Origin of the sequence: Acinetobacter sp. A1, assembly GCF_012371315.1 — a bacterium.
Taxonomy (GTDB): domain Bacteria; phylum Pseudomonadota; class Gammaproteobacteria; order Pseudomonadales; family Moraxellaceae; genus Acinetobacter.
In genome coordinates, this window is sequence record NZ_JAAZQY010000028.1 from 1 (window position 1) to 17,579 (window position 17,579).

General features: G+C 40.9%; 20 protein-coding genes. 6 read left to right on the forward strand and 14 right to left on the reverse strand.

What is annotated here, in order from left to right; all coding sequences use genetic code 11:
* Positions 1-144: 144 nt before the first annotated feature.
* The 3 genes from HHA41_RS09980 to tkt form a co-directional block, all read right to left on the reverse strand.
* Positions 145-633: a GNAT family N-acetyltransferase gene (locus HHA41_RS09980; RefSeq protein WP_168461582.1), complete on the reverse strand. Its 489-nt coding sequence runs from the start codon at positions 631-633 to the stop codon at positions 145-147.
* Positions 634-805: 172 nt separating this feature from the next.
* The gene (locus tag HHA41_RS09985; RefSeq protein WP_004976879.1) at positions 806-1,021 is read right to left on the reverse strand and encodes a hypothetical protein; all 216 of its coding nucleotides are present in this window, start codon (positions 1,019-1,021) and stop codon (positions 806-808) included.
* Between the two features lie 153 nt (positions 1,022-1,174).
* The gene (tkt, locus tag HHA41_RS09990; protein WP_168419309.1) at positions 1,175-3,163 is read right to left on the reverse strand and encodes a transketolase; all 1,989 of its coding nucleotides are present in this window, start codon (positions 3,161-3,163) and stop codon (positions 1,175-1,177) included.
* Positions 3,164-3,942: 779 nt separating this feature from the next.
* Between tkt and metK the strand changes: the two genes are divergently transcribed.
* Together metK and HHA41_RS10000 are read left to right on the forward strand one after the other, a co-directional pair.
* Positions 3,943-5,109 (forward strand): methionine adenosyltransferase, encoded by a 1,167-nt coding sequence (gene metK / locus HHA41_RS09995; protein WP_104851871.1) that lies wholly within the window; start codon positions 3,943-3,945, stop codon positions 5,107-5,109.
* Positions 5,110-5,261: 152 nt separating this feature from the next.
* Complete coding sequence (locus HHA41_RS10000; RefSeq protein ID WP_168461584.1) at positions 5,262-5,573, forward strand: monooxygenase; 312 nt, start codon at positions 5,262-5,264, stop codon at positions 5,571-5,573.
* Between the two features lie 166 nt (positions 5,574-5,739).
* On the opposite strand, the gene HHA41_RS10005 is transcribed toward HHA41_RS10000, so the two are convergent.
* Positions 5,740-5,973 (reverse strand): hypothetical protein, encoded by a 234-nt coding sequence (locus tag HHA41_RS10005; protein WP_104851870.1) that lies wholly within the window; start codon positions 5,971-5,973, stop codon positions 5,740-5,742.
* A gap of 324 nt (positions 5,974-6,297) precedes the next feature.
* Between HHA41_RS10005 and HHA41_RS10010 the strand changes: the two genes are divergently transcribed.
* Complete coding sequence (locus HHA41_RS10010; protein WP_104851869.1) at positions 6,298-6,489, forward strand: hypothetical protein; 192 nt, start codon at positions 6,298-6,300, stop codon at positions 6,487-6,489.
* 16 nt (positions 6,490-6,505) lie between these two features.
* On the opposite strand, the gene HHA41_RS10015 is transcribed toward HHA41_RS10010, so the two are convergent.
* From HHA41_RS10015 to HHA41_RS10025, 3 genes are all read right to left on the reverse strand, one after another.
* On the reverse strand, positions 6,506-7,147 hold the full coding sequence (locus HHA41_RS10015) for a LysE family transporter (protein WP_168461585.1): 642 nt from the start codon (positions 7,145-7,147) through the stop codon (positions 6,506-6,508).
* Between the two features lie 149 nt (positions 7,148-7,296).
* Positions 7,297-7,869, reverse strand: coding sequence for an FxsA family protein (locus HHA41_RS10020; protein WP_167845952.1), 573 nt, complete (start codon positions 7,867-7,869; stop codon positions 7,297-7,299).
* A 158-nt stretch (positions 7,870-8,027) separates the two neighbouring features.
* Complete coding sequence (locus HHA41_RS10025) at positions 8,028-8,414, reverse strand: YkvA family protein (RefSeq protein ID WP_168461586.1); 387 nt, start codon at positions 8,412-8,414, stop codon at positions 8,028-8,030.
* A gap of 201 nt (positions 8,415-8,615) precedes the next feature.
* Between HHA41_RS10025 and ruvC the strand changes: the two genes are divergently transcribed.
* Complete coding sequence (ruvC, locus tag HHA41_RS10030) at positions 8,616-9,161, forward strand: crossover junction endodeoxyribonuclease RuvC (protein WP_168461588.1); 546 nt, start codon at positions 8,616-8,618, stop codon at positions 9,159-9,161.
* A gap of 24 nt (positions 9,162-9,185) precedes the next feature.
* On the opposite strand, the gene HHA41_RS10035 is transcribed toward ruvC, so the two are convergent.
* A complete protein-coding gene (locus tag HHA41_RS10035) occupies positions 9,186-10,706 on the reverse strand; it encodes an NAD(P)H-hydrate dehydratase (RefSeq protein ID WP_168461589.1) in 1,521 nt (506 codons plus the stop codon).
* 22 nt (positions 10,707-10,728) lie between these two features.
* On the opposite strand from HHA41_RS10035, the gene queG reads away from it, so the two are divergent.
* Together queG and bioB are read left to right on the forward strand one after the other, a co-directional pair.
* Entirely contained in the window at positions 10,729-11,829 is a 1,101-nt protein-coding gene (gene queG, locus HHA41_RS10040) for a tRNA epoxyqueuosine(34) reductase QueG (RefSeq protein ID WP_168461590.1), read from the forward strand.
* Positions 11,830-12,117: 288 nt separating this feature from the next.
* Positions 12,118-13,110, forward strand: coding sequence for a biotin synthase BioB (gene bioB, locus HHA41_RS10045; protein WP_168461592.1), 993 nt, complete (start codon positions 12,118-12,120; stop codon positions 13,108-13,110).
* A gap of 100 nt (positions 13,111-13,210) precedes the next feature.
* Here the strand turns inward: bioB and HHA41_RS10050 are convergent, their stop codons facing one another.
* From HHA41_RS10050 to HHA41_RS10075, 6 genes are all read right to left on the reverse strand, one after another.
* Positions 13,211-13,420 carry a hypothetical protein gene (locus tag HHA41_RS10050; RefSeq protein WP_168461604.1) on the reverse strand — a complete coding sequence of 70 codons (210 nt, stop codon included), beginning with the start codon at positions 13,418-13,420 and terminating at the stop codon, positions 13,211-13,213.
* 522 nt (positions 13,421-13,942) lie between these two features.
* Positions 13,943-14,686, reverse strand: coding sequence for an adenosylcobinamide-GDP ribazoletransferase (locus HHA41_RS10055; protein ID WP_168461593.1), 744 nt, complete (start codon positions 14,684-14,686; stop codon positions 13,943-13,945).
* On the reverse strand, positions 14,683-15,291 hold the full coding sequence (locus tag HHA41_RS10060; RefSeq protein ID WP_168461594.1) for a histidine phosphatase family protein: 609 nt from the start codon (positions 15,289-15,291) through the stop codon (positions 14,683-14,685). The genes HHA41_RS10055 and HHA41_RS10060 overlap by 4 nt, the downstream gene beginning before the upstream one ends.
* A complete protein-coding gene (cobT, locus tag HHA41_RS10065) occupies positions 15,279-16,346 on the reverse strand; it encodes a nicotinate-nucleotide--dimethylbenzimidazole phosphoribosyltransferase (protein ID WP_168419432.1) in 1,068 nt (355 codons plus the stop codon). Before cobT ends, HHA41_RS10060 begins: the two co-directional genes overlap by 13 nt.
* Positions 16,343-16,864: a bifunctional adenosylcobinamide kinase/adenosylcobinamide-phosphate guanylyltransferase gene (gene cobU / locus HHA41_RS10070; protein WP_168461596.1), complete on the reverse strand. Its 522-nt coding sequence runs from the start codon at positions 16,862-16,864 to the stop codon at positions 16,343-16,345. Before cobU ends, cobT begins: the two co-directional genes overlap by 4 nt.
* A complete protein-coding gene (locus tag HHA41_RS10075) occupies positions 16,861-17,517 on the reverse strand; it encodes a 2'-5' RNA ligase family protein (protein WP_171525300.1) in 657 nt (218 codons plus the stop codon). Before HHA41_RS10075 ends, cobU begins: the two co-directional genes overlap by 4 nt.
* Between the last annotated feature and the right edge of the window lie 62 nt (positions 17,518-17,579).

Genomic DNA, 17,579 nt, shown 5'->3' on the forward strand with positions numbered 1-17,579 from the left:
CTATTCGCGACTGGCGTTTAGCCATGAGCCGCTTTATTATTGAATTCGGTGACCGCTTAAGCAATCACCTTTAAATTTATGAAAAGCAATTACACAAAATTATTTACAGGCTCCGATAAATTTGTAAAAATATGCTTGCTCGTTTTACATAGCGACTGTAGGACTTCGATATTGAATAAAACCTGTTCTTTTTGCGACACGATCATACAATTGCCGAGCCTGTAAATTATCTTCATGGGTCAGCCAATACACCCGATCACATTCACGCTGTTGCGCTGTGTGATAAACCTGCGCTATGAGCAACCTTTCAATCCCTATCCCTCTATAATCAGGCAAGGTAAATAAATCTTGTAAATAGGCATAAGGCTTGAGTGTCCAGCAACTGTCATGTTCAATCACATGCACAATTGCGACAACTTTAGTTTGATATACGGCAGCAAAGCCATAAATATAGGGGCGTTGAGGATCAGTCAGTTTTGACCAAGTCTGTCGTGTCACTTCATTACTGAGTTGCACCCAATAAAATTGCTGATAGCCTTGCCAAAGTAGTAACCACTGCTCAAACTGAATTTCGCTTAACGGCACAATACCTATTTTTTGACTCAGTTGATGCTGTACTTGGGTTGCCTGCATGCTTGGATATTATCTAATTGTTATATCTTAGAATGATTGATGATTCACATTGAATATTATGCTTAGGCTATTTTATACACTATTTTTACAGCAATAAAAAAGCTTTACCCTACGTATAGAATAAAGCTGATCTCTAACAATTCACGATTTTTACCATTAAAAGGCAAATCAATTAAAGCTTTTCAATCAAAATACGATCAACCTGCTTTAAGCCTGATTGCTTTTCATGGTTTTTACGGCGGATTTTGATTTGCTGATCCTCAGCTAAATCCTGTAATAACAACTCCACCGCAACCATTGCTTCAAGTGGTAAATCTTGTCCAATCCACTTTTGTTCACCCGCATCCATTAAAGTGACTTCATCATTAATTTGCTCGTACAAACTCATTTCTCATCTCACTCAATTACACAGAGGTCTATTCACAAACCTGACTTACACTTGCAACATCTGCAGGCAACACTAAACAAGCGGCCAAACAAATATGCAAAAATAAAAGACGTCCCTTTGCAGGAACGCCTTTAAAAACACTTAATTAAAAAATTAAGCAGTTAATTCTTTTACCGCAGCTACAACCGCTTCAGTGGTAATACCAAAGTGTTGATACAACTCTTTTGCTGGTGCAGATTCGCCATAGGTTGTCATACCAATGACTTTGCCATCTAGACCAACAAACTTCCACCAGTAGTCTACATGCGCTGCTTCAACCGCAACACGTGCACGAATATGTGATGGCAATACTGCTTCACGATATGCCGCATCTTGTTTCACAAATTCTTCAGCACATGGCATAGACACAACACGTACACCTTCAAGCTGTGCGTATGCTTCCATTGCCAAAGATACTTCAGAACCTGTTGCAATAATAATTGCTTTAAGTTCCCCTTTTTCTTCAGCCAACACATAACCACCTTTTGCCACGTTCTCAATTTGTGCTTGAGTACGGGTTTGGAATGGTAAGTTTTGACGTGAGAAAATTAAAGCAGTTGGGCCTTCGCTACGCAACAATGCAGATTTCCAAGAAATGGCAGCTTCTACAGTGTCAGCAGGACGCCATGTATTTAAGTTTGGCGTACCACGCAAAGATGCAATTTGTTCAACAGGTTGGTGGGTTGGACCATCTTCACCCAAACCAATTGAGTCGTGGGTATACACATGAATTACACGTTGCTTCATCAATGCAGACATACGTACTGCATTACGTGCGTATTCCATAAACATTAAGAAGGTTGCCACGTATGGAATAAAGCCACCATGAAGTGCCACACCATTTGCAATAGCAGTCATACCAAACTCACGTACACCGTAATGCACATAGTTGCCTGCTGCATTGTCCTGAACACCTTGGCAGCCTTTCCAAAGAGTTAGGTTTGAACCTGCCAAGTCTGCAGAACCACCCAATAATTCAGGCAATAATGGACCAAATGCTTGTAAAGTATTTTGGCTGGCTTTACGGGTTGCAATCGTTTCTGCTTTAGCATTGGTTTCTGCAATAAATGCATCTGCTTGCGCAACAAATTCTGCTGGCAATTCACCGCTTAAACGACGTTTAAGTTCAGCAGCTTCAGTTGGATATTTTGCTGCATAAGCCTCAAAAGTCGTATTCCATGCTGCTTCTGATTCTGCACCTTTGGTTTTCGCATCCCAAGCGGCATATACATCTTCAGGAATCACAAACGCTTCATCTGTCCAGCCTAATGCTTCACGAGTCAATGCAATTTCGTCATGACCTAATGGCGCACCGTGACAGTCTTCTTTACCTTGTTTGTTTGGCGAACCTAAACCAATCACTGTTTTACAAATAATAATGGTTGGTTTTTGCGTTTCTGCTTTTGCTTCAACTGTTGCCGCACGAATTGCATCTGCATCGTGACCATCAACTTTTAGTACTTGCCAGCCATAAGACAAGAAGCGCTGTTCTGTATCATCAGAGAACCAGCCTTCTACTTCACCATCAATAGAAATGCCGTTGTCATCATAATAAACAACCAGTTTGCCTAAACCTAAAGTACCTGCCAATGAACATGCTTCGTGTGAAACACCTTCCATTAAACAGCCATCACCCAAGAAACAGTAAGTGAAATGGTCTACAACTTGAATATCTTCTTTATTAAATTGTGCTGCCAAAGTTTTTTCAGCCAAGGCAAAACCTACGGCATTGGCAATACCCTGACCCAAAGGACCAGTGGTGGTTTCAATCCCTGGTGCATAGCCCAATTCTGGGTGACCTGGAGTTTTTGAATGTAACTGACGGAACGCTTTTAAATCTTCAATCGAAAGATCATAACCTGTTAAATGTAACAACGCATATTGCAACATTGAACCATGACCATTAGACAGTACAAAACGGTCGCGGTTTGCCCATTGTGGATTAGTTGGGTTGTGATTCAAGAATTCACGCCACACCACATCGGCAATATCTGCCATCCCCATCGGAGCACCTGGATGTCCTGAATTTGCTTTTTGCACAGCATCCATTGCCAATACACGAATTGCGTTTGCAATACGACGTTCGTTAAGCGGGGTCGTCATAGGTCAGAGTCCACAAAAAATCGTTAAACAGAAGAAGATGAATAGAATTCAAAACAGCCGCTATTCTCTCAAAAAAACGCCTGAGGGGTAAAGCCTATGCAACAATATTTCCGCATTAATTCCCATTCAGCGTACTTTTCGTGCAGATTCAGGGCAGTTTCAGCATTTGTTTTAAGAGAAATGAGGCCAACCATTCAACAAAGCAAGTTTTAAGCCGCAGCTTTACAGATTTTAAAACATAGATATTTCAGTTTATAGAATTTCGCATGAACGAAGAGCAAGTTTGATGCCCGACTCACACTTTAGATAAAATTCATCTCGTTTAACTCCATGCATTATCCAATTTTGACCTGACTAAATGCTGAAATAATAGACAAGTTTAACCCCACCCTGAATTTTATTCACTTTTCACACAATAAATTGAATCACAGCCATCCTTCAAAACTTTATAATAGCTTTTAAAAATGCAGAATCATGCAGATAAACTCAATTCAACGTCTTTAAAACATCAATATAAGATATTGTTTTTAAATACAATTCAATATTTAAAAATAAAATGTTTCTTAGTTTAAAATTATGACGGCATGCTTTAGCCAACATGAATATTTTTGAGTCAAAATATAGTCATACCGATACTTTATCTATTTTTTAGCAAAAGATATGCGATAAAAAGTCATTGAATTGAAATAAATTCAGCCATTTTAGTCGTAATGCGCTAGTCCTAAAGTCTAACTCGATGTAACATATTGCGTCTTTTGAATTTAACTGTGATAGGACTTATGCGCGAGTACGCTGTATTTACCTCGGAATCTGTAAGCGAAGGCCATCCAGATAAAATGGCTGACCAAATCAGTGATGCCATTTTGGATGCAATCTTAAAAGAAGACCCTTATGCGCGGGTTGCTTGTGAAACGCTTGTAAAAACGGGTGCGGTTGTACTGGCAGGAGAAATCACAACAACTGCAAATGTTGATTTTGAAGCCATTGTTCGTCAAACCGTAAACGGTATTGGTTATCATCATTCAGATCTTGGCTTTGATGGTTCTACCTGTGCGGTCATTAATATGATTGGTAAACAATCACCTGAAATTGCGCAAGGTGTAGACCGCCAAAAACCTGAAGATCAGGGTGCGGGTGACCAAGGTTTGATGTTTGGTTATGCCAGCCGTGAAACTGATGTATTAATGCCTGCCCCAATTTCTTACGCACACCGCTTAATGGAAAAGCAAGCTGAATTACGTCGCAGTGGTGCTTTACCTTGGTTACGCCCAGATGCAAAAAGTCAGGTAACTTTTGCGTATGAAAATGGTGTGCCTGTACGTTTGGACGCAGTAGTTTTATCTACTCAGCATGATCCTGAAATTTCTCAAATTCAGCTCAAAGAAGCTGTGATTGAAGAAATTGTGAAAAAAGTGATTCCTGCCGAAATGTTCCATGCAGACACTAAATTTCACATCAACCCAACGGGGATGTTTGTAATTGGTGGCCCTGTAGGTGACTGTGGTTTAACTGGCCGTAAAATTATTGTAGATACTTACGGTGGTATGGCGCGTCACGGTGGTGGTGCTTTCTCGGGTAAAGACCCATCTAAAGTTGACCGTTCAGCAGCTTATGCAGGTCGTTATGTTGCAAAAAATATTGTTGCAGCAGGCTTGGCAGACAAATGTGAAATTCAAGTGTCTTATGCAATTGGTGTTGCAGAACCAACTTCAATTTCAATTAACACTTTTAACACTGCAAAAGTAGCAGATGAATTGATTATTGCTTTGGTACGTGAACACTTTGACTTACGTCCTTACGGCATTACCAATATGCTCAATCTGTTACAACCAATGTATAAGCAAACTGCAGCCTATGGTCACTTTGGTCGCCAAGGTTCAGACACTGCATTTACATGGGAAAAAACTGACAAAGTTGAAGCATTAAAAGCTTCTGCAGGTTTATAAAAGTTCTGATTCAAACAGATTTCAAAAGCTCACTTCGGTGGGCTTTTTTAATGCACCATAAAACAAACAATATTTATGACGTGAATCTCAATATATAAAATACGAATATGTTATAGTCCTAATATCGCTTAAAAATAATTTAGGAGCTACGCATGGCTGTTATTCTTCAAGTCGACTTCCCTTCTCAAGGCCCATTTGGCGAAAGCATGAGCCAAGCATACAAAGAACTTGCTGAAAGTATTAACCTTGAAGCTGGCATGATTTGGAAAATCTGGACAGAGAACAGCCAGACGCAAGAAGCTGGTGGCATCTACTTATTTGATAATACTGCCAATGCAGAGCAATATTTAAAAATGCACACCGCCCGTTTAGAAAGTTTTGGCGTACAAAACATTCGTGGCAAGATTTTTGAAGTGAACGCTGCCCTGTCTACCATTAACCAAGCTAGTTTTTTAAACTCTTAACAGCTTTAGGGTACTTTGATTAAGATTTAGAAGACAAGCAGAAAAATCACCTATAATCCTGAATGATAGCTTCATTCAGGATTTTTAAATTTAGCATTGTAAATATGGCCAAACTAAGTTTAAGCGGACAATTTTAGATTAAGTTAAGTTTAGAATTATATTCAGCCTACTGTGTGCGAATCACATCAAGTACTGTTTGTTGTACAGGCACCTCTTGATGATCTTGCAAATACACATGCACGACTTTAAACACAATAGCTGCAGCTAAACATGCCAAAACACAGAATAACCAAAAACCATAAGGACTACGAATATTGTGAGATCCACAAGAAGTACATTCTTTTTCTGATGATTCCACAACACGATTGCAACATGCGCAACGATACTGATGATACAGCATAGGTATTCTCCTACTTCACTGTAATTCTTGTTTTTATTGTTACACCATCTACCCTGATGAAGTGTAATTTTGCTTAAGCACCTGTGACACTTTGTAGCTTGTCTAAGATACTTGCTCAGCAACCTTGCCAAGCATTTCAATCAGCATGCCAAAGTTAGAAAAAATGCGCAAATAGTATTTTTGAATAAATTTCTGGATTTCCCATCTGAATTTTATATGCCATGTTAAAATATTGAACTGCGTAAAACTCAAGATCACAGCTCAAATTTAGCTTGCTAAACGTGGGTTTTATCAATCTTTTTAATCACACGGAATAGAATCAAGATGGTGCAATTGATTAAAAAAGGCGGTTTACGTGAACGTGCCAACCGTAGCCGAAAATATCAGGGCTCAGAAAACACAGAAGCGACTTTAAGTAGCAATCGCAACTATCCACCCGATCATTTAGTTAAAACAGAAGCTGAAGTTGAACAAATCGTCAAAAAACCATCAGACCCAATTAACTCAACTCACTAAGGTTCATATCTATATTTTAGATTGAAAACATACGCAGTGCATCAAGCCATAACCACAGCGCAAATAATAAAAATAATGCGCCCGATGCCATATCAATATAACTGCCCGAACGCTGATACAGCTTTTTCATTTTGGGTGTGGAAAGCAGCAACATAAATAAAGTAAATGTCACAAAGGTCTGAATAGGAATAATGACCGCTAATTGGGCTTTTAAAGAACCCGTTGCAGATGAACTCAACGCCAAAGCAAAGACACTGCTGAAGTAAATTAAGGTCTTAGGATTAGATAAATTGGTGAACAAACCCAATAAAAAGTAGTTTTTCGCCGCAGGAATTTGAACATTTGTATCATCAAACTGTTTGCTTTGCTGCCAGCTGCACCAACCACCTGACAGCATGCCCCAACCCATTTTGGCAAGAAATAAACCACCAATGAGCATTAGTACTTGTTGTATCCATGGAAATTGTTGTACCAAGACCGTGAAGCCGAGCAAGGTCAGCACTACCCACACGACAATTCCAGTCGAAATACCTGCAATAATGTGTAAAGTATTACGGCGTGTATTGGTTGCTGCACTTTTAGCAATGAGTAGCACATCTGGACCAGGACTGAGCTGCGCAACAAAATGCAGTGCACAAATGGTCAATAACAATGACATAGATACATTAGGAAAAACTTAAAACAAGATTATAGCTTGCCTTGTCAGGCTATAGACGATGCTTTAAATATTTCACGTTAATTATCATTCAAAATACGCATAAAAAACCGAATCAGCTCGATTCGGTTTTATAGAAAGCACAATTAATATTACTTAGGTTGATTGACATCTTTCATTTCAATTTTTTTAGCATCAGGGGTAATTTCACGTGCTTCACCATCAATGATACTAGAGTCACGACCACCCTGTTGATTTTGCATATCTTGCATTTGGCGCATTAAATCTGCGAATGGGTTTTGCCCTGCACCGCCCATGCCATTCATATCGCCCATCATGCCACCCATCATTTGATTCATCATCGCTTGCTGACGCTTCATCATGGCTTTCATCATTGCAGCTTTAAATGCATTTTGAACGGCAGGAATCATCACCAACAATGCCAAAACATCACTGATTAAACCTGGAATCATCAATAAAAAACCCGCAAAGATTTTAGGTAAATTATTGCTAAGTGCAGGGTCGGCACTCATCTGCCCCATTTGCATTTGCTGCATTTGAGGCATCACACCAGCAGAATATTTACGAATCAAGTTCAAGCCAATGACAAATGCTGCAATAAACCAAAAGAACACGTACCACATGCTCCCTACTAGGTCACCCACACCAATCCAGACGAAGACTTCAAGAACTAAGCCAATTAGAACAATAAGAAATAATTTCATAAAAATTAATCTAATCTCAATTAAATAAATAAAATGCAGTAACCAAGTGCTTCATCGGGATCAAGCTTTTTTGATTCACTTTTCTTTCAATATGGGCAGTATTGTATTTTTAAAGGTCTAGCCTGTCATTAATATTTTCATCATCGCCCAATTACAACCTATATGGTTGGACGATATAGATAAATATAAGCCAGATACGCCACCCCCAACCACAAAATAATAAAAACCAATGCTGCGATATAACTGCTTGGTTTTTGACTGATTGCATCGGCTTGCAGACGACAGCGCTGCATCACCTCTGTGGGCACTAAGCGCAATACCAACATGATGCCCAAGGGCACTAGAATCAAATCATCCAAATAGCCCAAAACAGGAATAAAGTCTGGAATTAAGTCGATGGGTGAAATGGCATAAGCGACAACCAATAAGGCTACCAATTTAGCAAGAAATGGTGTTTCAGGATCACGTGCTGCAAACCAAACTGCATAGACATCTCGTTTAATTTGCTTAGCCCATTGTTTTAGCTGATCAATCCATCTGGCCATAGCCTGCCTCTTTTTTAACATCATATTTTGAGTATAAAACTCAATACTTAAAATAAAATGAAGTCCAATATCGAAATTATGGCAAAGATATGCTCCAATTGTTTAAACATCAGCACATTGACTGAATGTTTTTAAATTACTCCACACAAAAGAATTTTAAACTCCTATAATTCAGCATGATGTAATTTTTTAAGGCTTGGCATGTCACTTATTATTGGAATCGACCCTGGTTCTCGGCTTACTGGCTACGGCATTATTGAACGTGATGGTGCTAAATTGCGTTTTGTAGATGCAGGAACCATTCGCACCGAAAGCAGTGAAATGCCTGAACGCTTAAAACGAATTTTTGCAGGCATTGAGCGAATTGTAAAATTTCATGGCCCGACAGAAGCGGCAGTTGAGCAGGTGTTTATGGCTCAAAACCCTGACTCTGCCCTGAAATTGGGGCAAGCGCGTGGTGCAGCCATTGCCGCTTTGGTGAATTTAGATTTACAGGTGGCGGAATATACTGCGCGCCAAATTAAACAGTCGGTTGTTGGCTATGGCGCTGCCGATAAAGAACAAGTACAAATGATGGTCATGAAATTGCTCGACTTGTCTATTAAACCGCAACAAGACGCTGCCGATGCTTTAGCTGCTGCTATTTGCCATGCACATGCTTCAGGCAGCATGACTAAATTAGCCGTGCTGAATGCCTTAGGGGGGATGGCACGTGGCCGTAGTCGCTCAAGCTCTCGACGTCGTTAAATAAATAGCTTCATCTTAAATATTTTACTGATTCACGACCTGATAAATGGCTTGGTTCATGTGTTGAGCCTGTAAGCCACGCATGCCTTGTTGGGCAAGAACATCTCCCGCTAAGGCATGTAACATGACAATTTCATGTAATTGAATTTGATTGTGAAACTGAGCTTTTAAACTGGCGATCATTCCTGCCAAGACATCCCCCATTCCCCCTGTACCCATGCCTGGGTTGCCTGCGGTACAAATCCACAGTGCAGTTGCTCCTGCTGCTGTAGGCGCAGTTTGTAAAGTCAAACTGCCCGAACCTTTTAACACCCATTCTCCTGCATAGCGTTGCTGTAATTGCTGAATCGCAGCAATACGGTCAGCTTCAATTTGAGCAACTGTAGTACCAAGTAAAGTTGCCGCCTCGCCCGAATGTGGTGTTGCATAGCTATTGAGTTTGAGCTGAGCTGGACTATTTGAAGCCTGTGCATGTTGGGCTAAGAACCACAATGCATCGGCATCATAAACCACCTCAACATCTGACTGATTTAAAGCCGTAAACCAATTTGTATAATGTTGCTCCGCCCAAGCATCCCGACCGAGCCCCATGCCTAAACTTACGGCGTCCACCTGTGAAATTAATTGCTGAATCTCTGCCTTAGACAGTGAATCAATATCACGCAGCATTAAATTTGGCGCTCGGCTTAAAATCGCAACGTGATGCTTGGCATGACACACCACAGTCACTTTGCCCGCACCTGCATTTGATGCTGCTTCTGCTGCCATCATCACAGCACCGCCCATTTGCGCATGCCCACCTACAATCAGCACATGCCCATAACTGCCTTTATGCCCAAAAGCTTGCCTTGCCGGTAACTTAATTTGCTGTGGTGTGAGCTGTGCCAAAACTTTGAGTTCAGTATCTGCAGGAATCAAGTCCAGTACATCTACCTGTCCTGTATATTCCTGCGCTTGCCCTGTAAATAAGCCTGCCTTTAAACCCAAAGCCGTAAAGGTGTAATCCGCTTGAATTGCGCATGGCATCGGCTGACCTGTGTTTGCATTTAAACCGCTTGGAATATCCACCGCAATTTTTAAGGCTTGTTGTTGATTGATCGTGTGAATAATCGACTGCCATTCATCATTTAAAGGACGATCCAAACCAATACCAAATAACGCATCTATATAGCAGTCATATTTTTTTTGAAATGCAAAATCCTGAAAAATATTTATTTGCGCCGCTTCGGCCTCTAAAAAAGCCTGGTGTAAATCTGTCGATGTGCCGCGTGTTGCTGCATAAATATCGACCTGAAAACCTGCTTGTTGTAAATATTTTGCAGTTAAGTAGCCATCACCAGCGTTATTGCCCTGCCCACAGCACACAGCAACTGTTTGAATTGGAAAAGTCTGGGCAGCAAAAATTTTGCGAAGTTGTAAATGTAGTGTCCATGCCACTTGCTGCATTAAACCATAGGAACTGTTTTGACGGGCAAACCAGCGTTTCTCCCATGCTTGAATACTTTGGCTATGATAAACAGGGCTATGGTACACTTGCTGCGGCATTTTTCTTCCCTTCTGTTTTGTTATGGCAACATCCACCACTTCAGCACATATTTCACTCTATCAGGACGATCCAACTGCCCTGAAAGAGTGGATTAAAGCTCAAGCTTTAGCGCTTGGTTTTGCTGATTGTGTCATTGCCAAACCAGATGCTCAAGCAGAATTAGCCCGTTTTCAGGAATATTTAAACCGTGGCTATCATGGTGATATGAAGTTTTTGGAAGAAAATTTAGAAAAACGAGCCAACCCAGCATTATTAGTGCCAAATACCAAAAGCATTATTTGCGTGCGTATGAATTATTTGGTGGAAACACCTCAACCACGCCACATTCCAGATGCACCTAATTCTGCAATTATCGCCCGTTATGCGCGCGGCCGTGATTATCACAAAGTGATGCGTGGTCGCCTTAAAACTCTTGCAACACGTATCCGTGAAAAAGTTGGTGAGTTTGAATCACGCCCCTTTGCCGACTCTGCACCCATTTTTGAAAAATCACTTGCAGAAAGTGCAGGCATGGGCTGGACAGGCAAACACACCTTACTTATTCATAAAAAATCTGGGTCGTTTTTTGTATTGGGCGAACTGTTTACTTCACTAGATTTGCCTTTTGATACACCTGCAACATCGCATTGCGGTTCTTGCACAGCCTGCATTGACATTTGCCCAACACAGGCCCTTGTTGAGCCTTATATGTTAGATGCACGTAAATGTATTGCGTATTTGACCATTGAATATCAAGGGGTAATTCCTGAAGATTTACGCCGTGGTATTGGCAATCGGGTATTTGGTTGTGATGATTGCCAATTGATTTGCCCATGGAACAGCTTTGCCCAAGTCACCACGGTTGATGATTTTCTGCCACGGCATGCGCTAGATCAGATCAGCCTGCTAGATTTATGGCAATGGGATGAAGCCACCTTTTTAGCCAAAACGGAAGGCAGTCCATTGCGTCGCACTGGCTATCAAAGCTTTATGCGCAATATTGCCATTGGACTTGGAAATGCCCCATTTTCTGCACAAATTTTGCAAACTTTGCAACAAACACGATTACAGCATGATGAGATTGTGCAAATCCATATTGACTGGGCCATTCAGGAACAACAGTTAAAACAGCCTAAAAAATAAACAATTTTCACCTAACAAAAACGGTAGCGTTTGGACTGCAGGTTCTTTGCCAGTTTCGTGCATTATCTGAATTTTAGTTGCCATTTCATCACAAAATAAAAATGGCCAGAATTTAATTTTGCTGCGAAATAGCCATAAAAATGCTTAAGTTTGCAACTAAAATGAGTTTGTTGTTTTACTTGGCGAAAGATAAATATTTGCGACCGAATTGAGAGATTATGCCTTTCTGATTTCCACAGTTTGTGTATGATACAGACTATAAATAATAGGGATGATGGACTTTTACTTATGTCAGTACGTAATGATTGGACCCGAGAAGAAATTCAGCAGTTATATGAACAGCCTTTTCTAGATTTGGTCTTTGAAGCACAGCGTGTGCATCGCCAACATTTTGCTGCCAATACTGTACAAGTCAGTACCTTATTGTCCATTAAAACAGGCAAATGCCCGGAAGACTGTAAATACTGCTCGCAGTCTGCGCATTATGATTCACAACTGGAAGCTGAAAAACGCATTGCTGTTGAAAACGTCATTCAAGAGGCCAAAGAAGCTTTAGCTTCTGGTTCTTCACGCTTTTGTATGGGCGCTGCATGGCGTAACCCACATGAACGTGACATGCCATATGTATTGGAAATGGTACGTGAAGTCAAAGCATTGGGTTTAGAAACCTGTATGACTTTGGGCATGCTGAATCAATCTCAGGCGGAGCGTTTAAAAGATGCTGGCTTAGATTATTACAATCACAATCTCGACACTTCGCGTGAATATTACCCAAATGTGATCAGCACCCGCAGTTTTGACGACCGCTTAAATACCTTAGACATTGTACGTCAAACAGGTATGAAAGTTTGCAGTGGCGGTATTGTCGGTTTAGGTGAAGACACCCAAGACCGTATTGGTTTATTGCATGAATTGGCGACTTTACCATTACACCCTGAATCTGTGCCGATCAATATGTTAGTACCCATTGAAGGTACGCCATTGGCTGAAGTCGAAAAACTGGATGTGATAGAGTGGATTCGTACCATTGCGGTTGCGCGTATTATTATGCCAAACAGTTACATTCGTTTATCTGCAGGGCGTGAATCATTGTCTGATTCAGATCAAGCTTTGGCCTTTATGGCAGGTGCGAACTCGTTGTTCTCGGGTGAAAAGTTACTCACTACACCAAATGCAGGCGAAGGCAAAGACAAACAGCTGTTCCAAAAGCTAGGTTTAGTTCCTGAACGTGCCAAACCAACCGTTGCAGAATTATCTGTAGATGCAATGGCAATTGCTTAAACTTTTAGCTTAAACCCAAAAAAACAAAGTCCCGAAATGGGACTTTGTTTTTTTGTGTCATCTTCTCTTAAGCAGCAAGATAAGTTTGTCCAGCAGCACCTTAAGAAGTGATTAAAATACCGTAGCTGGCATTCAAATACTGCCCTACTTTAATTATATCGGCACCATTGGCATGTTCTACTGTCAGTTGTTGCTGAATCGCATCATAATAAAAACGATCATAACAGTCTTGATGATGTAGTAACCACGTCAAAGTATCTGTCAAATTTTCATCTACAATATAGGTCTTTTCTTTAAAGTTTTTAGGCATCGCCATCCATCACATCTTTTAACAGGCAAGATAGCGCTATCTTAAAAGCAACTCAACCAAGCTTAAAGCCTGAACATGCAAGAAAATAGAATCTAAATACAAATGTGTCAAAATTTAGACAATAAAAAAGTGAGTTATAAAACTCACTTTTGTTGATGATGACTTATTGTGTCTTACTGTCCCCACATTTACGACACTCTAAATGCGCCCCGATTTCTTCCATTTCATCATATTCATAGATGTGTAAACAGAAAATTTGCTTTAACAGTTTGATCATATATGACATTCCTTTTGATTTTTATACATCATGTTTGTGATCTCATCCTGAGATACAAATGCCATCAAGGCTGACTGACATAAACTACTATTATCATAGTTTTTAAAAATATCAAATCCAATTTAGGAACTTTCCGATAAGCGTACATCTACATTTTTGCAAAAACAAGTCAATTATTATTTAAATCAAACAAATTCATATGCTTGTGAAGTGAGAAACAAGTATCCCAAAGCACTTAAAAAATTTCAGTGAATTAAAAACCATGAAATCGCAATAGCCAATAAAACCATCGTTTCAGATATTTCTATGCTCGCACCCACCATATCGCCCGTTATACCTTGCAATCGCAGCATAAATTTATGTCGTAGATATACCGTACAAAGGATGAAAGTCAGCACAGCGATCAAGCCAAGCCATCCCCACAGCGCAGCACTAGCAAAAGTCAACGCAATCACAATTTTTGCGCCTGTTTTGGGCAAATAAGCTTGTATAGAAGTACCCAAACCTTGAGCACGCAAATACGGTGTGCTTAAAAATAAAAGTAGTGCACTCAAACGCGCTAAAACAGGTACCAGCAGTAAAGCTGCTAAATATTGTTGCTCGAGTAGAACATAAAGTGTTGACCATTTTAGCAAGCAGCACATCAGTAGACTCAGCACACCAATTGGCCCGCTGCTTGGGTCTTTCATAATCTTTAATGTTCGTTCGGGGTCTCCAAAACCACCCACCCATGCATCTGCGGTATCTGCTAGTCCATCTAAATGCAAACCACCAGTGAGCCAAATCCAGAGAACTAAAATCAGGCTGCTACTAAGCACCAAAGGCAGAAATTGCAGCAAACTGGCAACACCCCAAAGCACAGCTCCGATTAGCAAACCCACCACAGGATAAAACAACAACGACTGCGCATTTTGTTGTGGACTCGGCAGTTGTTTTAAAGACACAGGCAAAGTGGTGAGAAATTGCAAGGCAATCCAAAACGCTGTCATTGTTTCTCCTGCATCGTCACGCTTCCATCCAAATGCAATTGAAATGAACTCAGTTGCCCTAAATCTGCCGACATTTTCAAAATATCATCTAAGGGTTGTTGCTGCGCCATCACCTTTAACAGCTTAATGACCCCACCGTGTGTGACCAGTAAAATTCGTTTTGGCTGATTCGTGTTTTTGACTTGTAAATACTGAATAAAGTCCTTCAAACCTTGTACAACCCGTTGTTGAAAATCGAACAAGGCTTCTGCCTGTGGCGGGGTAAATTGCGTAGGGGTCGTCCAAAATTTTGCTAAATCTTCAGGATATTCTACATATAAAGTCTGGGTTGAAGCCGCTTCCCAAGTACCAAAATGCATTTCCTGAAACTGGGCATCAATATAAAGTGGCAATTGCTGTTCGCCAGAAAAATCCTGAGCAAAATTCAAACAACGCTGCAAAGGAGAACTCAGAATCATATCCCATTGCAGACCATGATCCAGCGCAGTATTCACGGTTTGCTGCATTGTTTTCCAGCCTTTGGACGTTAAAGCATCATCGGTTGAGCCACGCAAAGTATGGCTCAATGCTGTTTCTCCATGCCTTAATACATCTAGCCTGAGCATGAAGTTACTTTCTCGCCAATGACTGCTGCTTCTGCAAAAGTTGCCATTTGATTATGCAAGGCACAGGCCAGCTGGATGATGCCCAAAGCAGCACCTGCACCACTGCCCTCACCCAAACGTAAATTTAGATTTAATAATGCCTGCGCATTTAACTCTTCCAATAAACGGCGGTGGCCATATTCTGCCGACTGATGTCCAAACAACATCCATTCACGCACCTGCGGGTTTAGACGGACAGCAACCAATGCCGCAGCACTACTGATAAAACCATCCACCACTATAGGCATACCTAGCTGTGCACAGCGGATATATGCGCCCACCATAGCCGCAACTTCTAAACCACCAACAGCACAAAGGGCTTTAAAGGCATCTTGTTTTACATAGTCTTGATGTAGCGCCAAAGCTGCATCAATCACCTGCTTTTTATGTTGTAATTGTGCAGTGTCAATACCTGTTCCCACACCTGTGAGTGCTTCTGCAGGTGCTTGCAATAAAAAGCAAGATAAGGCCGATGCAGAGCAAGTATTCCCAATCCCCATTTCACCTGCAACATAGATTGAGGCCTGTTGCGCAACAGCATCTTCAACACTTTTACGCCCTAAAGCCATAGCCTGCATACACTCTTGCTCGGTCATGGCAAGCGTTTTAGCAAAATTTGCTGTACCAGCACGAATACAATGTCGCTCTACGCCCGCATAGTCATACGCATCGCCCACTGAACCACAGTCAATCACTTGTAGTTGTGCCTGATACTGTTTAGCAATGACGCTGATACATGCGCCACCCGTCGCAAAATTTTGCAGCATTTGTCGTGTCACCGCTTGCGGATAGGCCGAAATATTTTCTTCCATGACGCCATGATCACCTGCAAAAATGCAAATCCACGGACGTTCAATATTCGGTTGCGCTGTGCCTTGTAAAGATGCCAGTTGAATTGCGACATTTTCAAGTTCAGCTAACGACCCTGTAGGTTTTGTCAGTTGAAGCTGTCTTTGGATTGCCTGCTGTTTCATCTGCACATTGGGTGTTTGACATTCAGCTAACCACCAAGTCATGAATTCTCTCCTTTTAAAAGCATTGGAAAACCAGCAACACAAAACTGGACTTTGTTTGCAATTTGCCCTAACTGTTGATGTAGCCGCCCTGATTCATCTACAAATTTTCGGGTGATTTCCCCTAGTGGCACAACACCTAAACCTGTTTCATTGCTCACCAAAATAATATCGGCCTGCAAATGAGGTAAAACTTCAAGTAATGCTACAATTTGTTGTTCAGCAAAGTTTTCTACCGTTTGCATCAGTAAATTACTCATCCACAAAGTCAGACAATCTACCAAAATCACATGATCTGGATGATCCAGCATTTTTAACTGTTGCGCCAAATATAAAGGTTCTTCACGCAATTGCCATGACTGCGGACGCTGTTGCTGATGATGCTGAATCCGTGCCTGCATTTCGGCATCGCCTGCTTGTGCGGTTGCCACATAAATAACCGTTTTGCCAAATTGCTGTGCACTTTGTTCGGCTAGGCGACTTTTCCCAGAACGTGCACCGCCCAAAATAAGTTGAATCATGATGCTCCCAAAGGAAATTGATAGCTTGTAAAAAGTGGCCCTTGTAATGTTTTCGCCTGATAATATCCAAAACTTAAATGCTGAATATTCAAATCGAAATGTTGCACTATAGTGTTTTGAATACGCTCTAAAATATAATTAGTTGAATGTTCAGCTTGATACAGCCCCAAAGTAATATGCGGATGATACTGCAAAGCAGCAATTTCCGCTCCTGCTGTGCTTAAAGCCTGACGAATACGGCATAATTGCTGAGCATGATCTTGCACATCTACAAACAACGCGCTGTTAAAGCTATTGATTCCGCCAATCTGCAATTGAAAAGGTTGCAATTGCAAATGTTGTAGCGCCTGTAATTGTCGCTGAAACTGTTGTTCAACAAAGTCATCATCCCAGTGTTTTTTTACGGCGGAAAAACCACAAATGTATAAAGTGATATGAAACTGGCGGGTATTAGGAGTCAATAATAAATCAGAAAATTGCTGTTTTAATTGTTCTAAATATTGAACTAAAGCAGGATGCTCAATGCTTAAGTACCACAACGCATAATGCTCACGCCCACGATGCCATTCAGGATAATCATGCTGCTGTGTGGGAATAACAAACTGATTGGCTTGAATAAACACTGGATAATTCAATAAATTAAGGCGACTCATGGTAAAACATTCATAGCGCAATGAACATGAAAATAATGCAGCTTCAGCTGAATATTTTTCAG